The organism is Actinotalea solisilvae (assembly GCF_016464425.1).
Lineage (GTDB): Bacteria > Actinomycetota > Actinomycetes > Actinomycetales > Cellulomonadaceae > Actinotalea > Actinotalea solisilvae.
This window is the reverse complement of sequence record NZ_JADDKQ010000003.1, coordinates 244,955-267,804: the sequence shown is the minus strand read 5'-3', so window position 1 is coordinate 267,804 and position 22,850 is coordinate 244,955. Positions and strand designations below refer to the sequence as shown.

Annotated in this window: 20 protein-coding genes and 1 riboswitch; of the genes, 12 read left to right on the top strand and 8 right to left on the bottom strand. The window is 76.4% G+C overall.

Features of this window, described 5'->3' with window-relative positions; all coding sequences use genetic code 11:
• The first annotated feature begins 127 nt into the window (after positions 1-127).
• Positions 128-222: riboswitch (glycine riboswitch) on the top strand.
• Positions 223-389: 167 nt separating this feature from the next.
• The 8 genes from gcvPB to JIG38_RS04490 all read left to right on the top strand — a co-directional run bounded on the left by gcvPB (position 390) and on the right by JIG38_RS04490 (position 8,736).
• Positions 390-3,443 carry an aminomethyl-transferring glycine dehydrogenase subunit GcvPB gene (gene gcvPB, locus JIG38_RS04525; protein WP_199422556.1) on the top strand — a complete coding sequence of 1,018 codons (3,054 nt, stop codon included), beginning with the start codon at positions 390-392 and terminating at the stop codon, positions 3,441-3,443.
• A 188-nt stretch (positions 3,444-3,631) separates the two neighbouring features.
• Positions 3,632-4,723, top strand: a complete 1,092-nt coding sequence (gcvT, locus tag JIG38_RS04520; RefSeq protein ID WP_199422622.1) for a glycine cleavage system aminomethyltransferase GcvT — start codon at positions 3,632-3,634, stop codon at positions 4,721-4,723.
• Positions 4,724-4,793: 70 nt separating this feature from the next.
• Positions 4,794-5,165, top strand: coding sequence for a glycine cleavage system protein GcvH (gene gcvH / locus JIG38_RS04515; RefSeq protein WP_199422555.1), 372 nt, complete (start codon positions 4,794-4,796; stop codon positions 5,163-5,165).
• A 279-nt stretch (positions 5,166-5,444) separates the two neighbouring features.
• A complete protein-coding gene (locus tag JIG38_RS04510; protein ID WP_199422554.1) occupies positions 5,445-5,687 on the top strand; it encodes a LuxR C-terminal-related transcriptional regulator in 243 nt (80 codons plus the stop codon).
• Positions 5,688-5,826: 139 nt separating this feature from the next.
• The gene (locus JIG38_RS04505; RefSeq protein ID WP_199422553.1) at positions 5,827-6,384 is read left to right on the top strand and encodes a GIY-YIG nuclease family protein; all 558 of its coding nucleotides are present in this window, start codon (positions 5,827-5,829) and stop codon (positions 6,382-6,384) included.
• 43 nt (positions 6,385-6,427) lie between these two features.
• Positions 6,428-6,871, top strand: coding sequence for a (deoxy)nucleoside triphosphate pyrophosphohydrolase (locus JIG38_RS04500; protein WP_199422552.1), 444 nt, complete (start codon positions 6,428-6,430; stop codon positions 6,869-6,871).
• Between the two features lie 2 nt (positions 6,872-6,873).
• Positions 6,874-8,124, top strand: a complete 1,251-nt coding sequence (locus tag JIG38_RS20895) for a phosphotransferase (protein ID WP_199422551.1) — start codon at positions 6,874-6,876, stop codon at positions 8,122-8,124.
• Positions 8,125-8,154: 30 nt separating this feature from the next.
• Positions 8,155-8,736 (top strand): hypothetical protein, encoded by a 582-nt coding sequence (locus JIG38_RS04490; RefSeq protein ID WP_199422550.1) that lies wholly within the window; start codon positions 8,155-8,157, stop codon positions 8,734-8,736.
• Between the two features lie 17 nt (positions 8,737-8,753).
• Here the strand turns inward: JIG38_RS04490 and JIG38_RS04485 are convergent, their stop codons facing one another.
• The 4 genes from JIG38_RS04485 to JIG38_RS20615 are packed head-to-tail and all read right to left on the bottom strand — an operon-like array spanning position 8,754 to position 12,081.
• The gene (locus JIG38_RS04485) at positions 8,754-9,152 is read right to left on the bottom strand and encodes a VOC family protein (RefSeq protein ID WP_199422549.1); all 399 of its coding nucleotides are present in this window, start codon (positions 9,150-9,152) and stop codon (positions 8,754-8,756) included.
• A complete protein-coding gene (locus tag JIG38_RS04480) occupies positions 9,149-10,327 on the bottom strand; it encodes an AI-2E family transporter (RefSeq protein ID WP_199422548.1) in 1,179 nt (392 codons plus the stop codon). Before JIG38_RS04480 ends, JIG38_RS04485 begins: the two co-directional genes overlap by 4 nt.
• Before the next feature lie 48 nt (positions 10,328-10,375).
• Positions 10,376-10,924, bottom strand: a complete 549-nt coding sequence (locus tag JIG38_RS04475; protein ID WP_199422547.1) for a DNA-3-methyladenine glycosylase I — start codon at positions 10,922-10,924, stop codon at positions 10,376-10,378.
• A complete protein-coding gene (locus tag JIG38_RS20615; protein ID WP_199422546.1) occupies positions 10,921-12,081 on the bottom strand; it encodes a TetR/AcrR family transcriptional regulator in 1,161 nt (386 codons plus the stop codon). Before JIG38_RS20615 ends, JIG38_RS04475 begins: the two co-directional genes overlap by 4 nt.
• 85 nt (positions 12,082-12,166) lie before the next feature.
• On the opposite strand from JIG38_RS20615, the gene JIG38_RS04465 reads away from it, so the two are divergent.
• Both JIG38_RS04465 and JIG38_RS04460 read left to right on the top strand, forming a co-directional pair.
• Complete coding sequence (locus JIG38_RS04465; RefSeq protein WP_199422545.1) at positions 12,167-13,063, top strand: ATP-binding cassette domain-containing protein; 897 nt, start codon at positions 12,167-12,169, stop codon at positions 13,061-13,063.
• The gene (locus tag JIG38_RS04460; RefSeq protein WP_199422544.1) at positions 13,060-13,875 is read left to right on the top strand and encodes an ABC transporter permease; all 816 of its coding nucleotides are present in this window, start codon (positions 13,060-13,062) and stop codon (positions 13,873-13,875) included. The genes JIG38_RS04465 and JIG38_RS04460 overlap by 4 nt, the downstream gene beginning before the upstream one ends.
• Positions 13,876-13,953: 78 nt before the next feature.
• On the opposite strand, the gene JIG38_RS04455 is transcribed toward JIG38_RS04460, so the two are convergent.
• From JIG38_RS04455 to JIG38_RS04445, 3 genes are all read right to left on the bottom strand, one after another.
• On the bottom strand, positions 13,954-14,145 hold the full coding sequence (locus tag JIG38_RS04455) for a hypothetical protein (protein WP_199422543.1): 192 nt from the start codon (positions 14,143-14,145) through the stop codon (positions 13,954-13,956).
• Between the two features lie 125 nt (positions 14,146-14,270).
• Positions 14,271-18,755, bottom strand: coding sequence for an ATP-dependent RNA helicase HrpA (hrpA, locus tag JIG38_RS04450; RefSeq protein WP_199422542.1), 4,485 nt, complete (start codon positions 18,753-18,755; stop codon positions 14,271-14,273).
• Between the two features lie 256 nt (positions 18,756-19,011).
• Entirely contained in the window at positions 19,012-19,824 is an 813-nt protein-coding gene (locus tag JIG38_RS04445) for a PhzF family phenazine biosynthesis protein (protein WP_199422541.1), read from the bottom strand.
• Between the two features lie 175 nt (positions 19,825-19,999).
• On the opposite strand from JIG38_RS04445, the gene JIG38_RS04440 reads away from it, so the two are divergent.
• Together JIG38_RS04440 and JIG38_RS04435 are read left to right on the top strand one after the other, a co-directional pair.
• Entirely contained in the window at positions 20,000-20,371 is a 372-nt protein-coding gene (locus tag JIG38_RS04440; protein ID WP_199422540.1) for a hypothetical protein, read from the top strand.
• 82 nt (positions 20,372-20,453) lie between these two features.
• Positions 20,454-21,656 (top strand): YibE/F family protein, encoded by a 1,203-nt coding sequence (locus JIG38_RS04435; RefSeq protein WP_307844572.1) that lies wholly within the window; start codon positions 20,454-20,456, stop codon positions 21,654-21,656.
• Here the strand turns inward: JIG38_RS04435 and JIG38_RS04430 are convergent.
• Positions 21,609-22,847: a YibE/F family protein gene (locus JIG38_RS04430; protein ID WP_307844571.1), complete on the bottom strand. Its 1,239-nt coding sequence runs from the start codon at positions 22,845-22,847 to the stop codon at positions 21,609-21,611. The genes JIG38_RS04435 and JIG38_RS04430 overlap by 48 nt on opposite strands.
• Between the last annotated feature and the right edge of the window lie 3 nt (positions 22,848-22,850).

Sequence of the window (22,850 nt, the reverse complement as noted above, 5' to 3'; positions counted from 1 at the left end):
AGCGCGCCGCACCACGCACCGGCGGGCGCGATCCCGTCGGTCCCACCGCCGCCGGTGGACGCAGCCCCCGCCCCGCCCGCCCAGCACCTATGCTCGACGCAGCAGGACCACAACCGAACACGCTGCTCGAGCTGCGGCGGGAGAGCTCGCGACCAGGTCGCGACGCCGAAGGAGCAAGGCCCTCCCCGGGAATCTCTCAGGCCCACGTACCGCCCCAGCGAGGCAACTCTGGAAAGCGACCGGCGCCGCCGGTCCACCGACGGTGCACGCTGCGCGTCCCTCCGGGACGCCGGTCAAACTCTCAGGTCAGGGCCCCGGCCCACGATGACAGAGCGGGGAGGCCCAGCCACCGTCCGGGTCCGCCCGGGCACGTCCTCGGAGCCGCCAGCGTGACCACCTCCACCACGTCCCAGCCGCCCGGCACGACGACGCCCGCGCCCGTCGCCTCCCCGCCGGCGACCCACCCCGGCACGCCCGCCGCCCGCGACTTCGCGGACCGCCACATCGGCCCGCGTCCCGCGCACCTCGACACGATGCTCGCCGCCGTCGGCGCGACGTCGCTCGACGCCCTCGTGGACGACGCCGTCCCCGCCGAGATCCGCATGTCCGGCACCCTCGACCTGCCGCCGGCCCGCACCGAGGCCGAGGTGCTCGCCGCGCTGCGCGCGCTCGCGGACCGCAACGAGGTCCTCGTCCCGATGATCGGCCAGGGGTACCACGGCACGACCACCCCGCCCGTGATCCGCCGCAACGTGCTCGAGAACCCGGCCTGGTACACGGCGTACACGCCGTACCAGCCCGAGATCAGCCAGGGCCGCCTCGAGGCGCTGCTCAACTTCCAGACGGTCGTCAGCGACCTCACCGGCCTCCCGATCGCCGGCGCGAGCCTGCTCGACGAGGCCACCGCGGTGACCGAGGCCGTCCTGCTCATGCGCCGCGCGGTCAAGGGCCGCCCCGACGGCGTCGTCGTCGTCGACGCGGACACGCTGCCGCAGACGCTCGAGGTCGTGCGCGGCCGCGCCGAGGCGATCGGCCTGCCGCTCGTCGTCGCGGACCTCACGGAGGGGCTGCCCGACGGCGTCGGCGAGCTGGTCGGCGTCGTCGTGCAGCAGCCCGGGGCCTCGGGCGCGGTCCGCGACCTGAGCGCGCTGGTCGCCGCGGCGCACGAGGCGGGCGCTCTCGTCACCGTCGCCGCGGACCTCCTCTCGCTCACCCTGCTCACCCCGCCCGGCGAGATCGGGGCCGACGTCGCCGTCGGGTCGGCGCAGCGCTTCGGCGTCCCGATGTTCTACGGCGGCCCGCACGCGGCCTTCATCAGCGTCCGCCAGGGCCTCGAGCGCACGCTCCCCGGCCGCCTCGTCGGCGTGAGCACCGACGCCGACGGCGCCGTGGCGTACCGCCTCGCGCTCCAGACGCGTGAGCAGCACATCCGTCGTGACAAGGCGACGAGCAACATCTGCACCGCCCAGGCGCTGCTCGCCGTCGTGGCGAGCATGTACGCGACGTACCACGGCCCCGACGGCCTCCGCACGATCGCCGAGCGCGTCCACGCCCACGCCGCGACCCTCGCCGCCGACCTCCGCGCGGCCGGCGTCGAGGTCACCCACGCCGCCTTCTTCGACACGGTCCGCACCCACGTCCCGGGCCGGGCCGCCGACGTCGTCGCCGCCGCCCGGGCCCGAGGCATCAACCTCTGGTCCCCGGACGCGGACACCGTCCAGATCACCACGGACGAGCAGACGACGCCCGCCCACCTCACGACCGTCCTCGCCGCCTTCACGGAGGCGGTGGGCGACGGTGCCTCGCCCGACCCGACCGACGCCGGAGCCGAGCTGACCGCAGAGGCCGGGGCGGCGGCGGGAGTGGCGCAGCCCGTGGTGGGCCTGGCGGGCGCCGGCGACGAAGGAGCCGGCGCGGGAAGGGCAAGCGCTCCCGCCGCCGCCCCGGCCGGACCCGACCACGGAGCGGCACCCACCATCCCCACAGAGCTCCGACGCACGACGCCGTACCTCCAGCACCCCACCTTCCACCGCTACCGCAGCGAGACGGCGATGATGCGGTACCTCCGCACGCTCGCGGACAAGGACCTGGCGCTGGACCGCACGATGATCCCGCTGGGCTCGTGCACGATGAAGCTCAACGCCGCGGTCGAGATGGAGCCGATCAGCTGGCCGGGCTTCGCGGACCTGCACCCGCTCGCGCCTGCCGACCAGACGCAGGGCTACGCCGCGCTCGTCGCGGAGCTCGAGGGGTGGCTCGCGAGCATCACGGGCTACGCCGCGGCGAGCGTCCAGCCCAACGCGGGCTCGCAGGGCGAGCTCGCCGGCCTGCTCGCGATCCGCGCCTACCACCGCTCGCGCGGCCAGGGGGAGCGCACGGTCTGCCTCATCCCCGCGAGCGCCCACGGGACCAACGCGGCGTCCGCGGTGCTCGCCGGGATGCGCGTCGTCGTCGTGAAGACGGCGGCCGACGGCGAGGTCGACCTCGGCGACCTGCGCGCGCGCCTCGAGGAGCACGCGGACGGCGTCGCGGCGATCATGATCACGTACCCGTCGACGCACGGCGTGTACGAGGCGCACGTGCGCGAGGTGTGCGACCTCGTGCACGCCGCGGGCGGCCAGGTGTACATCGACGGCGCCAACCTCAACGCGCTCGTCGGTCTCGCGCAGCCGGGCGACCTCGGCGGCGACGTGAGCCACCTCAACCTGCACAAGACGTTCTGCATCCCGCACGGCGGCGGCGGTCCGGGCGTGGGCCCGGTCGCTGTCGCCGAGCACCTCGTGCCGTTCCTCCCGGGGCGCGGCGCCACGCGGGTGTCCTCGGCGCCCCACGGCTCGGCGGGCATCCTGCCGATCTCGTGGGCGTACGTCGCCCTCATGGGCGCGGAGGGGCTGCGGCGCGCGACGGAGGTCGCGGTGCTCGGGGCGAACTACCTCGCGGCCCGCCTCACGGACCACTACCCGGTGCTGTTCACGGGCCCGGGTGGCCACGTGGCCCACGAGTGCATCCTCGACCTGCGACCGATCACGGCGGCCACCGGGGTCACGGCCGAGGACGTCGCCAAGCGCCTCATGGACTACGGCTTCCACGCCCCGACGCTCTCGTTCCCCGTGCCGGGCACGCTCATGGTCGAGCCGACGGAGAGCGAGGACCTCGGCGAGCTGGACCGGTTCGTCGAGGCGATGGTCGCGATCCGCGGCGAGATCGCCGAGGTCGAGGCCGGCACCTGGTCCGCGGCGGACTCGCCCCTGCGCGGCGCGCCGCACACGGCGGCCAGCGTCGTCTCCGACGCGTGGGACCGCCCCTACAGCCGCGAGACGGCGGCGTTCCCCGTCGCCGGTCTTCGTGCCGGGAAGTACTGGCCGCCGGTGCGTCGGATCGACCAGGCTGCAGGTGACCGCAACCTGGTCTGCTCGTGCCCGCCGATCGAGGAGTACGCGTGAACACCGAGCGCATCAACGCCGAGCGCGCCGCCACCGAGCGCACGACCACCGAGCAGACGACCGAGCACGCCCACCCCGAGCGCCTCAACGAGTTCGGCACCCCGCGGCGGACGCCGCACGCCGAGGACCCCGCCGACGCGGGACGCCACGGTCCGCTGCACGCCGAGCACGTCGCGCTCGGGGCGGCGATGACGCCGTTCGCGGGCTGGTCGATGCCGTTGCGGTACACGTCGGACCTCGCGGAGCACCGGGCGGTGCGCGAGGCCGCGGGCCTCTTCGACCTGTCGCACATGGGTGAGATCCGCGTCGCCGGGCCCGGCGCGGGTGCGGCGCTCGACCGCGCGCTCGTGGGCAACCTCTCGGGCCTGGCCGTCGGCCGGGCGCGGTACACGATGATCTGCCGGCCGGACGGCGGCGTCCTCGACGACCTCGTCGTCTACCGCACGGACGACGACGCCTGGCTCGTCGTCGCGAACGCGTCCAACGCGGGCGTCGTGCTCGAGGCGCTCCGTGAGCGCTGCGCCGGACCGGAGGTCGAGGTCCACGACGAGTCGGAGGCCACCGCGCTCATCGCGGTCCAGGGTCCCGCCGCGGAGAGCATCGTCGCGGAGCTCGTGCCGGTCGAGGCCGAGCGCGCGGCCGTCGTCGGGCTCAAGTACTACGCCGGCACGCGTGCGGTCGTCGCGGGCGTCCCCGCGTTCGTGGCGCGCACCGGGTACACGGGCGAGGACGGCTTCGAGCTCTTCGTCGAGGCCGAGCACGCGCGCGCCCTGTGGCGCGCCGTCCTGGCGACCGGCGGGGCGCAGGGCCTCGTGCCCGCCGGCCTCTCGGCACGTGACAGCCTGCGCCTCGAGGCCGGCATGCCGCTCTACGGCAACGAGCTCGACGTCACGACGACGCCGCACGACGCCGGCCTCGGCCGCGTCGTCCGGCTGGACAAGGTGGACGCCGACGGCGCCCCGGTCGACTTCGTGGGCCGGGGCCCGCTCGCCGCGCGCGCGGGCTCGGACCCCGCCCGGGTCCTCGTCGGGCTCCAGGGCCTCTCGCGCCGCGCCGCGCGCCCCGGGCACCCGGTGCTCGCGCCGCGGGGGGCCGTCGTCGGGCACGTGACGTCGGGCGCGCCGTCGCCCACGCTCGGGCACCCGATCGCCATGGCGTACGTGACGCCCGAGGTCAGCGCACCCGGGACGGAGCTCGCCGTCGACGTGCGCGGGCGCGCCGAGCCCGTGCGCGTGGTGGCCCTGCCGTTCTACCGTCGCGACCGCGGCGCCGGCGCCTGACCCGCGCCACCCGACCACCCGGCCCCGCCGGACGACCGCTGCAGCACCGCACCACCACCGAGGAGACCCCGTGAGCACCATCCCGACCGAGCTGCAGTACACCGCCGAGCACGAGTGGGTGACGACGGGCGACCCCGCGACGATCGGCGTCACCGCCAACGCGGCGGACGCGCTGGGCGACGTCGTCTACCTCGAGCTGCCCGAGGTGGGGTCCCAGGTGACCGCGGGGTCGGTGTGCGGCGAGATCGAGTCGACGAAGTCGGTGTCCGAGATCTACTCGCCCGTCACGGGCACGGTCGTCGAGACCAACGACGAGGCGGTCGCGGACCCGAGCCTCGTCAACTCCGACCCGTACGGCCGGGGCTGGCTGCTGCGCGTCGAGGTCGTCGCGACGGGGACGCTGCTCAGCGCGCAGGAGTACGCCGAGCTCATCGGGGAGTGACGGGGCGCGCCGCGGCGGGGTCGACGAGCCCTGCGGGCGGCGCCCTCGCGTACTCCGATCGGGTGAACGTGCGGCGGCGGCAGTAGTCGATCACTCGGGCCGCTGACCTGCGGCGATGCGGTCGCGGGGGTGCCCTATCGGGCCGGACCGCGCCCCCGCAACCGCGTGGCCGCGAAATCGGGGGTGAAAACCGCGTCATCGGGGGTGAAGTCCCCGCTCTCTCCAGGTGTACCCGCACAACCGGTGCTTCACCCCGAGCACCGTCCCCTGGAGGTCATCATGACGATCGAAGCGACCGAGCTCCGTACGGTCCCGACGCAGCGCACCGCCGAGCCCCTCACGCGTCGCGAGCGCGTGATCCTCTCCAACCTGGACGAGACGGTCACGCTCGAGGAGATCGCGACCAAGCTCTTCGTCACGCGCAACACCGTGAAGTCGCAGGTCCGCAGCGTCTACAAGAAGCTCGGCGTCTCGACCCGGGCCGACGCGGTCGCGTGCGCGCGCCAGATCGGCCTGCGCTGACCACCAGCGCACCACCGCTCCACCAGCACGCGCGGGGTCCAGGGGTGGTGGCCGGTCCGGTTCGGACCGGCCACCCTGCCCGGGTAATGTCGGAGGACACATCTCCGGCCCGTCGGGCCCCGCTCGGAGGCAGGTGCGCGTGGATCGTCCGGGCGGTCGACCTGCGGTCGACGAGCACTGGGCGCCGGACCACCTGGTCCTCGACCGCCGGGTCCTGAGCCACGCGGGTCGCCTCTTCGTCGAGCAGGAGGCGGACGGCACCGTCCTCGTGCACTCGCCCCTCGCCGGCATGGCCGCCGTCGAGCAGCGGTACCCCGCCTGGGCCCTCGGCCCGTTCGGGCACATCGAGCCGGAGCACGAGCTCCCGGCCGCGCCAGGTGTGTACGCCCTGGTCACGCACGGCACCGTGCGCTACGTCGGCGCGTCCGACGACCTCGCCCGGACCTTCGGCGAGCGCCACGGCCTCGGCGACATCACGCGCCGCGACTGCCAGAACCCGCGCGGCGAGGAGCGCTGCCGCCTCAACCGCCTCGTCACGGCCGAGGCGGCCGCGGGGCGCACCGTCGATGTCTACGTCCTGGTGTCCGACGGCCCGGGCCGGCTCGCGCGCCTCGTGCGCCGCTCGGGCGAGGACGTGCGGGACGTCGCTGCCCAGCTCGCGGCGTCGGCGAAGGGCGCCTGGCACCTGCCGAGCTGAGCGGGTGCCCGGCCGGGCCGCCGCCGTCTGGGAGAATCCGGTCATGACGAGCCGCCGACCTCCCGTGCTCGTCGTGGCGGTCGGCCTCGTCGACGACCTCGACCGACCCGCACGCCTGCTGTCGGCGCGGCGCAGCAAGCCCCTGTCCCTGGCGGGTCGGTGGGAGTTCCCGGGCGGCAAGGTCGACCCGGGGGAGACGCCGCTCGAGGCGCTCCACCGCGAGATCGGCGAGGAGCTCGGCGTGACCATCAGCGTCGGCGCCGAGATCCCGGGCCCGCACGACGGCGGCTGGCCCATCACGCACGGCTACGTCATGCGGTTGTGGGCCGCGACGGTCGCGTCCGGCGAGCCCCAGCCGCTCGTCGAGCACGACGCGGTCACCTGGCTCGACGCCGGCGCCTGGCTCTCGGTCCCGTGGCTCGACCCGGACGTCCCGATCGTCGAGGCGCTCGCGGCGCGCGCGGCGTCCCCCGGCGGGCTCCGCTGACGGTGCCCGCCCACGACCCGCCGCCCCGCCGCGCGACGCTCGTCCTCGTCACGCCGGCCGGCGAGCTGCTCGGCCGGCTCGACGAGATCGAGGTGGCGACGCCCTGGTGGCAGGACGCGCGCGCCGTCGTCGCCGCGGCCCGGGCCGCGACCGGGCTCGACCTCACGGTCCTCCGGCTGCTCGACACCGAGCTCGCCCGACCCCAGGGCGGCGGGGTCACCTACCTCGCCGAGGTGAGCGGGCCGCTGCCCGCGGGCGTGCCGCTCCGGGCCCCGCTCGACGAGGCGCTGCGCGTCCGGGCGCTCGCGGACGCGCCGGAGCGCCCCGCGTACGCCCGGCCGGGCGGACCTGCGGCCGACCTCCGCTGGGCGGTCGAGGTGCTCGGCACCCACGGTCTGCGCCTCGCCGGCGCGCCCGTGCAGGACCGGACCTGGAACCTGTCCTCGCTCTGGGAGCTGCCCACCGACGACGGCGGCTCCGCCTGGCTCAAGGTCGTCCCCGCGTTCTTCGCGCACGAGGGTGCCGTGCTCGCGCGCCTCCAGGGCGGACCGGTCCCGACGCTGCTCGGGCGCGACGGTCCGCGCGTGCTGCTCGCCGCCGTCCCGGGCGAGGACCAGTACGAGGCCCCGCGGGCCGTGCTGCTCGAGGCGGTCGACCTGCTCGTCGGCGTGCAGCGCGCCTGGCTCGGGCGCGCCGCCGAGCTCGAGGCGGCCGGGGTGCCGTCCGCGCGCGCCGAGCCCCTCACCGCGGCGGTGGCGGACGTCGTCGCCCGCCGCGCCGCCGCGCTGCCGCCGGCCGACCGGGCGGCCCTCGACCGCCTCGTCGCGGGCCTGGGCGAGCGCTGGGCGGCCGTCACCGCGTGCGGCCTGCCGGACACGCTGGTGCACGGGGACGCCCACCCGGGCAACGTGCGCGGCACGCCGGGCGCCCTGACCCTCCTCGACTGGGGGGACAGCGCCACGGGCCACCCGATGCTCGACCGCGAGGCGTTCCTCGCCGCGGTCCCGCCGGCGGACGCGCCCGCGGTCCGGGCCCACTGGTCGGACGCGTGGCGTCGCGCCGTGCCCGGCTGCGACCCCGAGGGTGCGGCGCGGCTGCTGGCCCCCGTCGCGGCCGCGCGGCTCGCCGTCGTCTACCAGCGCTTCGTCGACCGGGTCGAGCCGACCGAGCGTCGCTTCCACGACGCCGACGTCGTGGACGCGCTCGCCGCCGCCGCCCGGGCGCTCGCCGTGGAGGAGGCCGCCGCGCGCTGACCCGCCGGGCGTCGCGGGCTACCGTGAGGCATGGTCAAGGAGCCGCTCCGCAGGGTCAAGGACCCCGTCCGTAGGCACGAGGCGAGCGTGGGCGCCGAGGCCGTGCTCCAGCGCACCGGTCGCACGCGCGAGGACTGGTTCTCCGCGCTCGACGAGGCCGGCGCCGCATCGTGGGCGCACGGCCCCATCGCGGCCTGGCTGGTCGACCAGGGCGTCGACGGCTGGTGGGCCCAGTCCGTCACGGTGGGCTACGAGCAGGCCCGCGGTCTGCGCCGGCCCGGCCAGCGACCCGACGGCGCGTTCGAGGCCAACGTCACGCGCACCCTCCCGGTGCCGACCGACGTCACGCTGACCTGGCTCACTGACCCTGACCGGCGCCGGCGCTGGCTGGACGTCGAGCCCGAGCTCCGCAGCACCCGTGCGGTGCGCTCACTGCGCTGGGGGTGGCCCGACGGCAGCCGCGTGACGATGCACGTGCACGGCGCGTCGGGCGACCGCACGCGCCTGTCCGTCCAGCACCGCACGGCCGACGACGCCGGCCTCGCCGACCTCAAGCAGGCGTGGGCCGAGCGGTTCGACCGCCTGGCGTCGGCGCTCGCCGACGGCGACTGAGGTCCGCCGCGTCGTCGCTACCGGTCGCGCGACGAGAGCAGGCAGAACTCGTTCCCGTCGGGGTCGGCGAGCACGTCCCAGGTCGCGTCCGGGCCCTGCCCGACGTCGACCCGCGTCGCGCCCAGCGCGAGGAGCCGGGCGATCTCGGCGTCGCGGTCGAGCGACGTGTGCGGCGCGAGGTCGAGGTGGAGCCGGTTCTTGCCGGTCTTCTCGTGCTCGACGGGCACGAAGACCAGGCCGGGCGGGACCTGCTCGAACGGCAGCGTCCCCCCGAGCTCGCGCGCCCACGGCGGCACGAGCACCACCTCGTCGTCGGTCGCGAACGCGGTCTCCCACCCGAGCGCCTCGGCCCACCAGGCCGCGAGCGCGCGGTGGTCGCGTGCCTCGACCACGACGGAGTACCAGCGCAGCGTCACGGTGCGTCCCCCTCCTCGGTGCGGCGGCCGGGCGCGCTCGCCCGGTCGAAGGCCTGGCCGCGGAGGTCCCCGGGCCGGCCGCGGGACGCCCGCCACCGGAGGCGGCGGGCGGGTGCCGGTTCGTCGTCGGACGTCCCGTGCCACTCCTTGACCACCGCCCACGCCACGGCGGCGATCGGGACGGAGAGCAGCGCGCCCACGATGCCGGCGATGATCGTGCCCGCCGTGAGGGCGAGCAGGATCGCGAGCGGGTGCAGCGCGAGCGCCTTGCCGATGACCACGGGCGCCAGCAGGTCGCCCTCGAGCTGGTTCACGGCGATGACCACCGCGAGCACGATGAGCGCGGTGACCGGCCCGTTCGCGACGAGCGCGACGAGGACGGCGAGCACGCCCGCGAGCGTCGCGCCGATGAGCGGCACGAACGCGCCGAGGAAGACGATGGTCGCGAGCGGCAGCGCGAGCGGGACGCCGAGGATGACGAGCGCCACCCCGATGACGACCGCGTCCACGAGCGCGACGATCGCCGTGCCCCGGACGTAGCCGCCCAGCACCGCGACGGAGCGGTTCCCGATGCGCCACGCGCGCTCCTCGTGCCCGGCGGCGAGCGGCCGGAGGAAGAACGCGTAGATGCTGCGGCCGTCCTTGAGCAGGAAGAACAGCACGACGACGCCGAGCAGCACACCGGCCACGACCTCGATGGCGGCGCTCGCGCCGGCGACGGCCCCGGACTGGACCGCGTCGCTCGCGAGCAGCTCGCGCGCCTGGTCGCGCGCGGCGCTGATCTGCTGCTCGTCGATCCCGAGCGGGCCCTCGGCGAGGAAGGTCTGGAGCTCGTCGAACCCAGCCTCGGCCGACGCGCGGAGCTCGTCCCACTCGTTGCGGATGCCGCGCCCGACCAGCCAGAGGACCGCCGCCAGCGCGCCGATCCCGGTGAGCAGGGCCGCCCACGTCGCCACCGCCGCGGGCAGCCCGCGCCGACGCAGGAAGGACACGACCGGGCTGACGGCGGCGGCGACGATCGCGGCGATGAGCACCGGGATGACGACGAGCTTGAGCTGGCGCAGCCCCCACACCGCGCACGCGACGAGCGCGAGCACGAGGAGCACCTGCGCGCAGCGCACGGCAGCCCGCCCGAGGCTGTCGGTCCAGAGGGACGGCGCGCGGCTGGGTTCCATGTCGCGAGCGTAAGGACGGACCCGGGAGAGCGCCCGGCGGGCGGGTGCTCAGGCGACGACCGGGCACCCCGCGAGGTGGTCGTCGACGAGGCCGCACGCCTGCATCGCCGCGTAGGCCGTCGTCGGGCCGATGAAGCGGAAGCCGACGGCCTTGAGGCTCTTCGCCAGCGCGGCCGACTCGGGCGTGGTCGCCGGCACCTCGGCGAAGGTCGCCGCACGCGGCCGGCGCACGCGCTCCGAGGGCGCGTGCGCCCACACGAGCTCGGTGAGGCTGCGCCCCGCGTCGCGCAGCCCGACGACCGCGCGCGCGTTGGCGATGCTCGCCTCGATCTTGGCGCGGTTGCGGACGATGCCGGCGTCGCCGAGCAGGCGGGCGACGTCGTCGTCGTCGAAGCGCGCGACCGCGTCCGGGTCGAAGCCCGCGAACGCGTCGCGGAAGGCGGGGCGCTTGCGCAGGATCGTGATCCACGCGAGGCCCGACTGGAAGGCCTCGAGGCAGAAGCGCTCGAGCAGCTCGGCCTCCCCCCGCACGGGCACCCCCCACTCGGTGTCGTGGTACGCCTCGTAGAGCGCGTCCCCGTCGCCGAAGCACCTCATGCGTCCTCCTCCGTCGCGGCCGGGCCGCGGTCCCGCGCCGTCGGGCCGTGCGCCTGCTGCGCGCGGAGGACGAGCGCCTCGATGCCGTCCAGCATGAAGCCGAGCCCTGACCCGAGGTCGGCGTCGTCCCCAGGCGACGCGCCGTCCACAGGGGCGCCGTCGTCGTCGTCGGGGCGCGGGTCGTCGAAGCCGCCGGCGGCGAGCGAGGCGGCGATCGCGGGGTGGCTCTCGGGCGTCGTGAGCCGCCGCAGCAGCCCGGCATAGTCGAGCAGGGCGGGGTGCGCGACCTCGGGGCCGTCGGCGTCCCGGCCGGCGGCGAGGGCCGCGGCGCGCCTCCGCTGCCGGCTCATCTCCGCGATGATCCGCCCCTCGCTGAGGACGTGCAGCGAGAGGGCCCCGACCACCGCCGTGCGCGTGCCGGGGTCCAGCGGGGTGTCGGCGAGCGCGTCGAGCCCGCGCTCGAGCCACCGCAGCTGGTTCGGGCCGAGGCGCGGGCTCGTGGGCACCTCGGCGAGCCAGGGGTGCACGTGCAGCGTCCTCAGCTGGTCCCGGCACCACTGCTCGAGCCGGTCGCGCAGCGGGGTCGGTGGCGCCGGGCCCGCGGGCACGGGGCCGAGCGCGAGGTCGTACATGAGCGCGAGCAGGTCGTCCTTGCCCGGCACGTAGCGGTAGAGGGCCATCGTCGTCACCCCGAGGGACTCGGCGACGCGCGCCATCGAGACCGCGGCGAGCCCCTCCTCGTCCGCGAGCGCGACGCCCGCGGCCGCGATCGCGTCGAGGTCGAGACCCGGCCGCGGTCCGCGGCGCGGCGCGGCGGGCCGGGGCCACAGGAGGGCGAGCTCGGGCGGCAGCGGGGCGTCCGCGGCGGGCGGTGCGGCCGTGAGCCCGGCCTGCTCCGCGGTCGCGCGCGCGTGGAGGATCTGGCGGGCCTCGCGCTGCGCCCGGGTCGCCTCCCGCTCCGCGTCGCGCACGGCGCGCTCGAGCTCGGCCTGGCGGCGCTGCTGCTCGCGTGCGGCGTCGCGCTCGGCCCGCTGCGCCTCCTTGGCCGCGGCTCGTGCCGCCTTGTCCTCGTCGGCGCGCCGGAGCTCGGCCTCGCGGCGCGCCGCGGCCGCCTCCGCGTGCCCCGCGTCCGCCGCGCCGTCCCCGGTGCCGCTCACCCGACCTCCCTTGACGCCCGTCCGCGCATCTGTGTACAACATACACACCAACTAATCGCGTACCCCATACACAGAAGGAGCCTCCATGACGACGATGGTCGACATCGCCGGGCTCGAGAAGGCCTACGGCCCGACGCGGGTGCTGGCCGGGATGGACCTGCAGGTCCAGCGGGGCTCGGTGGTCGCGCTGCTCGGGCCCAACGGCGCCGGCAAGACCACGACGGTCCACGTCCTCGCGACGCTGCTCCGTCCCGACGCCGGGACGGTGCGCGTCGACGGGCTGGACGTCACGCGCGACGCGGCCGCCGTCCGCCACCGCATCGGCCTCACCGGCCAGTACGCCGCGCTCGACCCCCTGCTCACGGGCGCGGAGAACCTGCGGCTCATGGGCCGCGTCGCGCACCTCGACCCCCGCGCGGCGCGCCGCCGCTGCGCCGAGCTGCTCGAGCTCTTCGACCTCGTCGACGCCCGGGACAGGCTCGTGCGGACGTACTCGGGCGGCATGCGCCGTCGTCTCGACCTCGCCGCGGGCCTCCTCGGACGGCCCGCGCTCATGGTCCTCGACGAGCCGACGACGGGCCTCGACCCCCGCAGCCGCAACGACCTGTGGCAGGTCATCCGTGACGTCGTCGCCGACGGGACGACCGTGCTGCTCACCACGCAGTACCTCGACGAGGCGGACCAGCTCGCCGACCGCGTCGCGGTGCTCGACCACGGGCGCGTCATCGCCGAGGGCACCGCCGCCGCGCTCAAGCGCCAGGTGGGCGAGGCGCACGTCGAGCTGACGCTCGCGGACGGCGGCCGGGAGCGGGTGCGCACGGACGGCTCCGTCGCGGACGTGCGGCGCATCCTGGCCGACGTCGAGGAGCGCCTGCTCGCGGTCGAGCACTGGGAGGTCCGCGCCCCGACGCTCGACGACGTCTTCCTCACGCTCACCGGGGCGCCCGCGCCCGCCGACCGCACCCTCCAGGAGGCGTCATGACCACGCTCGCCGCACCTCCGACCGCGGCTCCCGCGCCCGCGCCCTGGCGCCCGCGCCTCGGCTGGACGGTCCACGACACCGCGGCGATGGTGCGCCGCAGCCTGCGCCGCACGCTGCGCGAGCCGGACGCACTGTTCCTGTCCGTCGCCCTGCCGGTGATCCTGCTGCTGCTCTTCGTATACGTCTTCGGCGGCGCGATCGAGACGGGGTCGGCGTACGTCGACTACGTCGTGCCCGGCATCGTCCTGCTGTGCGCGGGCTTCGGTGCCGCCGGCACGGCCGTCACGGTCGCGGCGGACATGACCGAGGGCCTCGTCGAGCGGCTGCGCACGACGCCGGTGCACCCGGCCGCCGTCCTCACGGGGCACGTGGTCGCGGGCGTCGCGCGCAACCTCCTCGCGACGACGCTCGTCGTCGGCCTCGCGCACCTCGTCGGCTTCCGCGCGGCCGCGGGGCCGGGCGACTGGCTGCGGGTCGCGGGACTGATCGTGCTGTACGTCCTCGCGTTCACCTGGGTCGCGGTGTGCCTCGGCCTCGTCGCGTCGAGCCCGGAGGCCGCGAGCGGGTACGCGATGACGCTGCAGTTCCTGCCGTACCTGTCGAGCGCGTTCGTCCCGACGGACACGATGCCGGCCGTGCTCCAGGCGGTCGCCGAGCACCAGCCCGTGACGCCGGTCACCGACACCGTGCGGGCGTGGCTGCTCGGCTGGCCCGGCGCGGACCCGTGGGTCGCGCTCGCCTGGTGCGTGGGGATCCTCGTCGTGGCGCGTGCGGCCGCGGTCGTGCTCTTCCGGCGCTCCGCCCGACGCTGAGCCCGGCGGCGGACACGGCGACGGCCCGGGTCCTGCGGGACCCGGGCCGTCGTCGTGCGTGGGGCCGTGCGCCCGCGGTCAGACGGCCTCGCGGCGGCGGACGGCGAGCCCCGCCGGGTCGGCCGGGGGCGCGACGCGCAGCTCGACGTGCTCGGTCGGCACGGACAGGAGCCCGCTGCGCACGGCGCCGAGCAGCTCGGGGTCGGCAGCGGCCGCCGGGCCGCTCAGGGCGGTTCGGGCGAGCGTGACCTCGCTGTCGATGTCCGTCATGGGGGTCAATGTAGGGCCCTGGGCGGTCCGTGGGGGAGTGCGGCAGTGGGTGAGACCACGGGTGATTCCCGCGGCGGGCGTCGTCGTCGCCCCGACCGCGCCCCGAGCGCGGCCCGCAGCCGCGGTCAGCCCGCGAGGACCGTCCGGATCCGCTTCGCCGAGACGGGCTGGGCGGTGCCCAGCTGCTGCGCGAAGAGGCTGACCCGGAGCTCCTCGACGAGCCACCGCACCTCCTCGAGCCGCGCGGCGCGGGCGGCGTCCGGCGATCCGGCGCGCAGGGCACGGAGCGCGTCCTCGTACGCGTCCTGCACCTCGGCGACCTGCCACGCGAGCGCCTGGTCCCGGCCGGGGTCCGCGGCCGCCTTGCCGAGGCGGTGGCGCGCCGCGCGCAGGTACCGCACGAGGTGGGGCAGCCGCGCGGCGCCCGCCGCGCTCGCGAGCCCGTCGTGCACGAGCGCGTCGAGCTGGGCGCGCACGTCCGTGACCGTCGACAGCAGCGCGAGGCTCGTGGCGGCGCGGAGCTCGGCGTCGAGCTCGCGGGCCGCGCCCAGGACGGCGACGAGGTCGCGCGCGGCCGCGTACGTGCGGTCCTCGAGCCGGTCGCACAGGTGCGCGCGCAGCGCGGCGTAGGCCTCGGCGTCGCGGACCCCCGCGGTGCCCGACGCCGCGCCCGGTGCCCCGTCGGCGAGCGCGTCGACGGCCGCGCGCTGGAGGTCGACGACGAGCGCCTCCGTCGTCGGGTACGGGCTCGCCGCGAGCGTGAGCGACTCGGCCGTGGTCCACCGGCTCGTCACGCGGCCCGTCGCGAGCGCGAGCTCGCCGAGCAGCAGCTCCCGCACGCCCGCGGGGTGCCGGAGCGCCTGGTCGGCCGCCGTCGCGAGGACCCGCAGGTCCACCGGCCGGCGTCCGCCCCGCCCGCGCTCGCCCGCGACGAGGGCGGGGTATCCGTGGACGGTCACGCCGGCCGCCGTCGTACTGACGACGTCGGGGAGCCGCCCCTCGGGCAGGCCGTCCGGCCAGGTGGTGAGAGCGGTGCGCTCGAGCCCAGCGCCGGGGGCGGGGCGCGGCCCTGCGGACGACGGCGCGTGCCGGGCGTCGGTCGCGCCCGGACCCGACGTCGTGGCGACGTCCGCGGCGGGGGCCGCACCGGACTCGCGGACGGCCTGGCGGACGGCGTCGCGGACAGCGCTGCGGACGGCGTCCTCCGAGCGCGCGGCGAGGCGGCGCTGGAGCGCGAGGAGGTCCGAGCCCTCCTCGAGCACGACGGCGGACCGCCCGCGCTGCTCGACGACCCGGAAGCGCATGCGCAGGTGCGCGGGCAGGCGCGACGTGTCCCAGGCGTCGTCGGGCACGTCGACCCCGCGCAGCTCGCGCACCGCGCGGCCCAGCACCTGCGTGAACGACGGCGCCGCGTCGGCCGCGCGCACGGTGTCCTCCCACGACGGCTGCGTCGTGCGCAGCCACGCGACGACGGACCGCGCGACGTCGGGCGCGGGGACGAGCTGGACGCGCACGGGCTTGGGCAGCGCGCGCACGAGCGCGACGACGAGCTCCTCGTGCAGGCCGGGGACGAGCCAGTCGAAGCCCTCGGGCCGGACGCGCGGCAGCACCTGGACGGGCACGTGCACCGTCACGCCGTCGGCCTCCGTCCCCGGCTCGAACTGGTAGGTCAGCGGCAGGCGCAGGTCGGCCTGCGGCCACACCGACGGGAACTGCCCCTCGTCGACCTCGGCGTCGCCGACGAGCATGCTCATGGAGAACGTCAGCAGGTCGGGGTCGCGCCGTCGCGCGCCCTTCCACCACTGGTCGAAGTGGCGCGCCGAGACGACGTCGGCCGGGACGCGCTCGTCGTAGAAGGCGAACAGGGCGTCGTCGTCGACGACGATCCCGCGGCGGCGCGAGCGGTGCTCGACCTGCTCGGCCTCGGCGAGCAGGCGCCGGTTGGCGTGGAAGAACTCGTGGTGCGTGGTCCACTCGCCCTCGACGAGCGCGTGCCGCAGGAAGAGCTCGCGCGCGTGATCGGGGTCGACCTTCGCGTAGAGGACGCGGCGCCCGGCGACGATCGGCACGCCGTAGAGCAGCACGCGCTCGGTCGCCATGGCCGCGCCCTGCTTGGTGGACCAGGCGGGCTCGGAGTACGTGCGCTTGACCAGGTGCGGCGCGAGCTCCTCGGCCCACTCGGGCTGGACGCGCGCGACGTCGCGCGCCCACAGCCGGGACGTCTCGACGAGCTCGCCGGCCATGATCCACGCGGGGGGCTTCCGGGACAGCGGTGAGCCCGGGAAGATCGCGAACCGCGCGCCGCGCGCGCCGAGGTACTCGTTGCGCGCCTGCGGCCGCCGCTGCGCCCGGCCCTCGCGGCCCTTGACGGGCGCGTTCGCGCGGACCTCGGTGACCTCCTGCATGCCGACCTGCGAGAGCAGGCCCGCGAGCAGCGCCTGGTGGATGCGGTCGCCGTCCCACGCGAGACGCAGGGACTCCGCCGTCTCCGCGGCAGGGCCTTCGGCCTGCGCCTCACCGGTCCGCCGCTCGCGCAGCGACGCGTCCACCTTCGCCTGCTGCGACGTCGTGGCGGCGCGCCCGGGCAGCGGGGCGGGCTTCACGGGCGGCCGGACGACGATGCCCAGCGGCTTGGCCATCTCGCGCAGCTGCGCGACGACGTCCTGCCACTCGCGCACGCGCAGGTAGTTGAGGTGCTCGGCGCGGCACAGCCGGCGGAAGGCGCTGCCCGACAGCTCGCGCTGCTGCTCGCGCAGGTAGGTCCACAGGTTGAGGTACGTGAGGAAGTCCGACGTCGGGTCGGCGAAGCGCGCGTGCAGCGCGTCGGCCTGGGGCCGCTGCTCGACCGGGCGCTCGCGCGGGTCCTGGATGGACAGCGCGGCGGCGACCACCATGACCTCGCGCGCGACGTCGCGTCGGCCGCCCTCGACGATCATGCGCGCGAGCCGCGGGTCCATGGGCAGCAGCGCGAGCGCGCGCCCGGTCTCCGTGAGGCGCGTGCCCTCGGCCGCAGGGGTGAGCGCGCCGAGCTCGGTGAGGAGCTGGACGCCGTCGCGCACCGCGCGCACGTCCGGGGGCTCGACGAACGGGAACTGCGTGACGTCGTCGGGCGTGGACGCGACGCCCACGGCGACCATCTGGAGGATCACCGACGCGAGCGACGTCCGCAGGATCTCGGGCTCGGTGAACTCGGGCCGCGACGCGAAGTCGGTCTCGGAGTAGAGCCGGATCGCGATGCCGTCGGCCACGCGGCCGCAGCGCCCGGAGCGCTGGTTGGCGCTCGCCCGGGAGATGGGCTCGATGGGCAGGCGCTGGACCTTGGTCGCCTTGGAGAACCGCGAGATGCGCGCGGTCCCAGGGTCGACGACGTAGCGCACGCCCGGCACGGTGAGCGACGTCTCGGCGACGTTGGTCGAGAGCACGACGCGGCGGTGCTGGTGCGGCTCGAACACGCGGTGCTGCTCGGCCGCGGAGAGGCGGCTGTAGAGGGGGAGGAGCTCGACCGAGCCGGGGACCGCCGGACCGTTCCCCAGCGCGCGCGGGCCGAGGTGGCTGCTCAGCGCGTCCTCGGCGTCGCGGATCTCGCGCTCGCCCGAGAGGAACACGAGGATGTCGCCCGGCCCCTCGGCGCACAGCTCGTCGACCGCCTCGCAGATCGCCGTCATGAGGTCGCGCTCCTCGACGTCGGAGCGGCGCCCGGGCGCGCGCCGGAGCGGGGCGTCGGGCAGGTCGAGGTCGTCGTCCTCCCCGGGCGCGACGTCGTCGTCGGGGCGCAGGGGGCGGTACCGGACCTCGACCGGGTAGGTGCGACCGCTCACCTCGACCACGGGCGCGGGGACACCGTCGGGGTGCTCGGGCGTCGGCGGGCCGGCGAAGTGGCGCGCGAACCGCGCCGAGTCGATGGTCGCCGACGTGATGACGACCTTGAGGTCGGGGCGCCTCGGCAGCAGGCGCGTGAGGTAGCCGAGGATGAAGTCGATGTTGAGCGAGCGCTCGTGCGCCTCGTCGATGATGAGGGTGTCGTAGGCGAGCAGCTGCGGGTCGCGCTGGATCTGCGCGAGCAGGATGCCGTCGGTCATGACCTTGACCAGCGTCTCCTCCGACGACTGGTCGGTGAAGCGGACCTGGTACCCGACGATCGACCCGAGCGCGCCCGAGCCGCCGGTGATCTCCTCGCTGATGCGCTCGGCGACCGAGCGCGCGGCGATCCGACGGGGCTGCGTGTGGCCGATCTGACCCGCACGCCCGCGGCCGAGCTCGAGCGCGATCTTGGGCAGCTGCGTCGTCTTCCCCGAGCCGGTCTCGCCCGCGACGATCACCACCTGGTGGTCACGGATCGCGGCCGCGATGTCCTCGCGGCGCGCGGAGACCGGCAGCTGCTCGGGGTAGGTGATCGGCGGCACGACGACGCCCTGGCGCACCTCGGCGCGGCGGGCGCGGCGGGCGGCCTCGCGGCCGGCGTCGTGCACGGCCCGGGGGCCGGTCCCTTCCCGGGGCCGGTCGGTGCGGGCGCCGTCAGCGCCGGGCTGGCGCGGACCGCGCCGCCCGCGGGGTCGGCGCTGCCCGGACCGGGACCGGTCCGCGGCCGACCTCTGGGGCTCCTCGCTCACGACGGACCATTCTCCCCGACCTCACGCGACGGCGCTCCGCCATTCACGCAGGGCGCGGTCCGACGCGTGCGAGCCCAGTGCCCGGCCGGACGACGTTCGTCGAAGCAGACGTGCGGCGCATGGTGCTGGTGGGGTTCACGAGACTGTGGGTGGGCTCGCACGAGTCGCACCAGCCCCACGCGTCACATGCGCCGCACGTCTATGGCGGGCGGCGCCCCAGCACTCCGAGCCCGCGGCGGCGGGCCAATAGAACCGATCAGAGCTGGATCTCGCCCTCGAGGTAGAAGACGCACGCGCCGTGCAGGTGGACGCGGTCGCCGACGAGGCGGCAGCGCAGCTCGCCCCCGCGCCGCGACGCCTGGTGTGCGAGGAGCTCGGCCCGGCCGGTGCGTGCCGCCCAGAACGGCACGAGCGCGCAGTGCGCACCTCCGGTCACCGGGTCCTCCGGGACGCCCTTGGCCGGCGCGAAGTAGCGGCTCACCAGGTCGTACGGCCCGTCGCCGGCCGCGGTGACGACGACGCCGGTCCGGTCGAGCCGCGCGATCGCGGCGAGGTCGGGGACGAGCGACCGGACGTCGTCCGCGGTCGCGAGGAGGGCGAGGTAGTTGCCGCCGTCGACGGCGGTCTCCACCGGGGCGACGCCGAGCGCCGCGGTGAGCGCGGGCGGCGTCGGGACGGGGGTCACGGTCCGCGCGGGGAGGTCCATCCGGTACCCGTCGCCGTCGCGCGCCACGGTGAGCGGGCCGCTCGCGGTCTCGAACACGACCTCGTCGCGTCCCGGCTCGAGCCGCTCGAGCACGACGGCGCCCGACGCGAGCGTCGCGTGCCCGCACAGCGGCACCTCGACCACCGGCGTGAACCAGCGCAGCCGGTGGCGTCCGTCCTCGCCCGGGACGAGGAACGCCGTCTCGGCGAGGTTGTTCTCCGCCGCGACGGCCTGGAGCAGCGCGTCGTCGGCGAACTCCTCGAGCAGCACCACCGCGGCCGGGTTCCCGGTGAAGCGGCGCGTCGCGAAGGCGTCGACCAGCCAGATCCGCGCGCGCGTGCCGGGCGGGGGGCTTGCGATCATGCGCGTGACGGTACGGGAGGGCGACGGCACGCCGCTCCGAGCATCCGTGCAGAACCCGGCGTCGAGTACGTCCCCGTCTGCGTCACACGCTCGCATCCGAGCATCTGGACGTCGGAGGGCCGGGAGAGGAGGGGCTGGAGGGGCAGAAGGGCGGGGCGGCTGCCACACTGCCCGCATGAGTCTCGGGCCGACCGACTGGGTGAGCGGTGAACGCGTCTTCGCGCCGCCGAGCGGCACCGTGGACGTCGACTGGCTCTTGCCCGCGGTGCTCGAGGCGGTGCCCGGCGCCGACGCGGCGTCCGCCCGCGACGCGCTCGCCCGCGCGTGGGCCGCCCGGCGCGTCGGCACGGCCGCGCTCGCGGAGGGCGCGCTGGACGACGCCGCCGCGCGCGTGCTGACCGAGGCGGCGGCGATGTTCCGGGCCGACACGACTGCCGGCCCGGCCGCCGACCCGGCTGCCGGCGCGGCCGCGGACCCGGCCGCGGACCCGGCTGCCGGCGCGGCCGCGGACCCGGCCGCGGACCCGGCCACCGACCGGCTCGCCTGACCGGCTCACCGGACCGGCCCGTCCGGGCCCGGCCCGGCGCGGCGCGCCCGCCACCCGGCGTCGGCCGGGCGATGCTCGTGCGGTGAGCCACCACGCCGGCCCCGACGGGCACCACGCACCGGCCCGGGCCGACCGACGCACGCGCCTGCTGCTCACGGCGCTCCTCGCGCCGGTGCTGCTCGCGACCGTCGTCGGCGCCGTAATGCTCCGGGCCCCCGCGGGGGACCGGCCGACGCTGCAGACCATGGCGCCCGGCTCGTCGGTCCAGGAGGTCACGGTCACGGCCGTCGACCGGCAGGCGACCGCGCTCGCGCAGCTCGACGCCCGGACGGCGCAGGGCGAGGACGTCGAGGTGCACGCCCCGCCCGAGTACCTGCCCGAGATCGACGTCGGCGACCGGGTCCGCGTCATCGTCCTGCCGACGGACGCCGTCGCCGGGGCGCCCGCGGGCACGCCGACGCACGTCTTCGTCGACTTCGTGCGCGGCCCGCCGATGCTGCTGCTCGCGGGCGTCATGGCCGTGCTCGTCGTCGCGGTGGCGCGGCTGCGCGGGGCGGCGGCCCTGCTCGGGCTCGGGCTCTCCCTCGCGGGCCTCGCGTCGTTCACGCTGCCCGCCCTGCTCGCGGGCCGGCCCGCGGCGGCGGTCGCGGTCGTGTCCGCGGTCGGGATCATGGTCGTCGTGCTGTACCTCGTGCACGGGTTCTCGGCACGCACCTCGACGGCGCTGGTCGGCACGGTCGTCGGCATCCTGCTCACGGCGGGCCTCGGGGCGTGGGCGACCGGCGCGACGCACCTCACGGGTCTCGGCGGCGAGAGCTCGCTCGACCTGCTCCAGCTCGCGCCCGACCTGTCGCTGAGCGGCGTGCTGCTCTGCGGCCTCGTGCTCGCGGGCCTCGGCGTGCTCAACGACGTGACGATCACGCAGGCGTCCGCCGTGTGGGAGCTCCGCGCGTCCTCGCCGACGGCGAGCCGGCGCGAGGTCTTCGCGCGCGCCATGCGCATCGGCCGCGACCACATCGCCTCGACCGTCTACACGGTGGCGTTCGCGTACGTCGGCGCGGCGCTGCCGCTCGTCCTGCTCGTCGCGATGAGCGACCGCGCGGTGCTCGACGTGCTCGGCGCGGGCGAGGTCGCGGAGGAGGTGGTCCGGACGCTGGTCGGGTCGATCGGCCTCGTCCTGGCGATCCCCGTGACGACGGCGCTCGGCGCGCTGCTCGCGGGTCCCGGCTCGCTCGCGTCAGGAGTCGACGAGGGCGGTGCCGTGCGCGTGCCCGTGGCCGGCTGAGCCGGCGGGCACGGCCGCGCGGCGGCCGTGCGCGGATCCCGCGGTGACGACGACGACCGCGATCGCCGTCGTGAGCGGGATCGCGAGGACCAGGCCGATCGAGCCCACGAGCGTGCGTGCGATCTCCTCCGCGAACTCGCCGCTGCCGATCGTCTGCGCGAGCGGCAGCCCGTAGACCTCGAGCAGCAGGAGCACCGGGAGCGCGGCGCCCGCGTACGCGAAGGCGATCGTGTAGACGGTCGAGGCGATGTGGTCGCGGCCGATGCGCATGCCGCGCGCGAAGAGTGCCCGGCGGCCGGCCGCCGGGTCCGCGGCCCGCAGCTCCCACACGGCCGAGGCCTGCGTGATGGTCACGTCGTTGAGCACGCCGAGCCCCGCGAGCACGACGCCGCACAGGAACAGGCCGCGCAGTCCCGGCCCGTCCAGCTGGCCGGTGTACATCGCGAGCCGGTAGCTCTCCTCCGTGGCGAGGCCCGTGAGGTGCGCGGCCTCGGCCGCGAGCGCGCCGAGCCCCGCGGTGAGCGCGAGGCCGCCGAGCGTGCCGAGCAGCGCCGTCGTCGTGCGGCGCGAGAGGCCGTGCGCCAGGTAGAGGACGACGAACATGATCGCCGCCGAGCCCGTGAGGCCGACGACGAGGCCGTCCCGCCCCTCGAGCAGCGCGGGCAGCATGAACACGCCGATGACGCCGAACGCGAGCGCGAGCCCCACGAGCGCCCGCAGGCCGCGCAGGCCGGCGACCGCGACGACGACGAGTGCGAACGCGACCGCGAGGACCGTGAGCGGGAGCGTGCGCTCGAGGTCGTGCCACACCCAGACCTCGGGCTCGGTGTCCGTCGCCGCGTACCGCGCGAGGACGACGCGCGTGCCCTGGGGCACGTCGTCGGGCCCGACCGTGGCGGGCGCCCAGACCTCGACCCGGCCGCCGCCGTCGGGCACGGCCGCGGTGACGCGCGTGCAGCCGACCGTCTCGGGGACCGTGCCGTCCGGCAGGCGGTCCTCGTCCATGCCCTGGCACTCCTCGACGACCGCCGACGTCACGCTCGCCGTGACGTACTCGGCACCCTCGGCGGCGACGTCGGTCACCTGGCGCTCGCCGGTCGGCCACAGCGCGGCGAGCGCCAGGACGGTCGCGAGGGCGAGCGGCACGAGGACGGCGGTGAGGAGCGCGGTCACGCGGTCGGGGCGGGGCACCGG

What these genes read in the sequence shown, in the direction of transcription:
- JIG38_RS04455 (WP_199422543.1), bottom strand. Translation starts at nt 14,145, where the DNA reads ATGACGGACATCGACAGCGAGGTCACGCTCGCCCGAACCGCCCTGAGC.
- JIG38_RS04500 (WP_199422552.1), top strand. Translation starts at nt 6,428, where the DNA reads ATGACGAGCCGCCGACCTCCCGTGCTCGTCGTGGCGGTCGGCCTCGTC.
- gcvT (WP_199422622.1), top strand. Translation starts at nt 3,632, where the DNA reads ATGACGCCGTTCGCGGGCTGGTCGATGCCGTTGCGGTACACGTCGGAC.
- JIG38_RS04460 (WP_199422544.1), top strand. Translation starts at nt 13,060, where the DNA reads ATGACCACGCTCGCCGCACCTCCGACCGCGGCTCCCGCGCCCGCGCCC.
- JIG38_RS04480 (WP_199422548.1), bottom strand. Translation starts at nt 10,327, where the DNA reads ATGGAACCCAGCCGCGCGCCGTCCCTCTGGACCGACAGCCTCGGGCGG.
- JIG38_RS04445 (WP_199422541.1), bottom strand. Translation starts at nt 19,824, where the DNA reads ATGATCGCAAGCCCCCCGCCCGGCACGCGCGCGCGGATCTGGCTGGTC.
- JIG38_RS04510 (WP_199422554.1), top strand. Translation starts at nt 5,445, where the DNA reads ATGACGATCGAAGCGACCGAGCTCCGTACGGTCCCGACGCAGCGCACC.
- JIG38_RS04475 (WP_199422547.1), bottom strand. Translation starts at nt 10,924, where the DNA reads ATGAGGTGCTTCGGCGACGGGGACGCGCTCTACGAGGCGTACCACGAC.
- JIG38_RS04490 (WP_199422550.1), top strand. Translation starts at nt 8,155, where the DNA reads ATGGTCAAGGAGCCGCTCCGCAGGGTCAAGGACCCCGTCCGTAGGCAC.
- JIG38_RS04465 (WP_199422545.1), top strand. Translation starts at nt 12,167, where the DNA reads ATGACGACGATGGTCGACATCGCCGGGCTCGAGAAGGCCTACGGCCCG.
- JIG38_RS04440 (WP_199422540.1), top strand. Translation starts at nt 20,000, where the DNA reads ATGAGTCTCGGGCCGACCGACTGGGTGAGCGGTGAACGCGTCTTCGCG.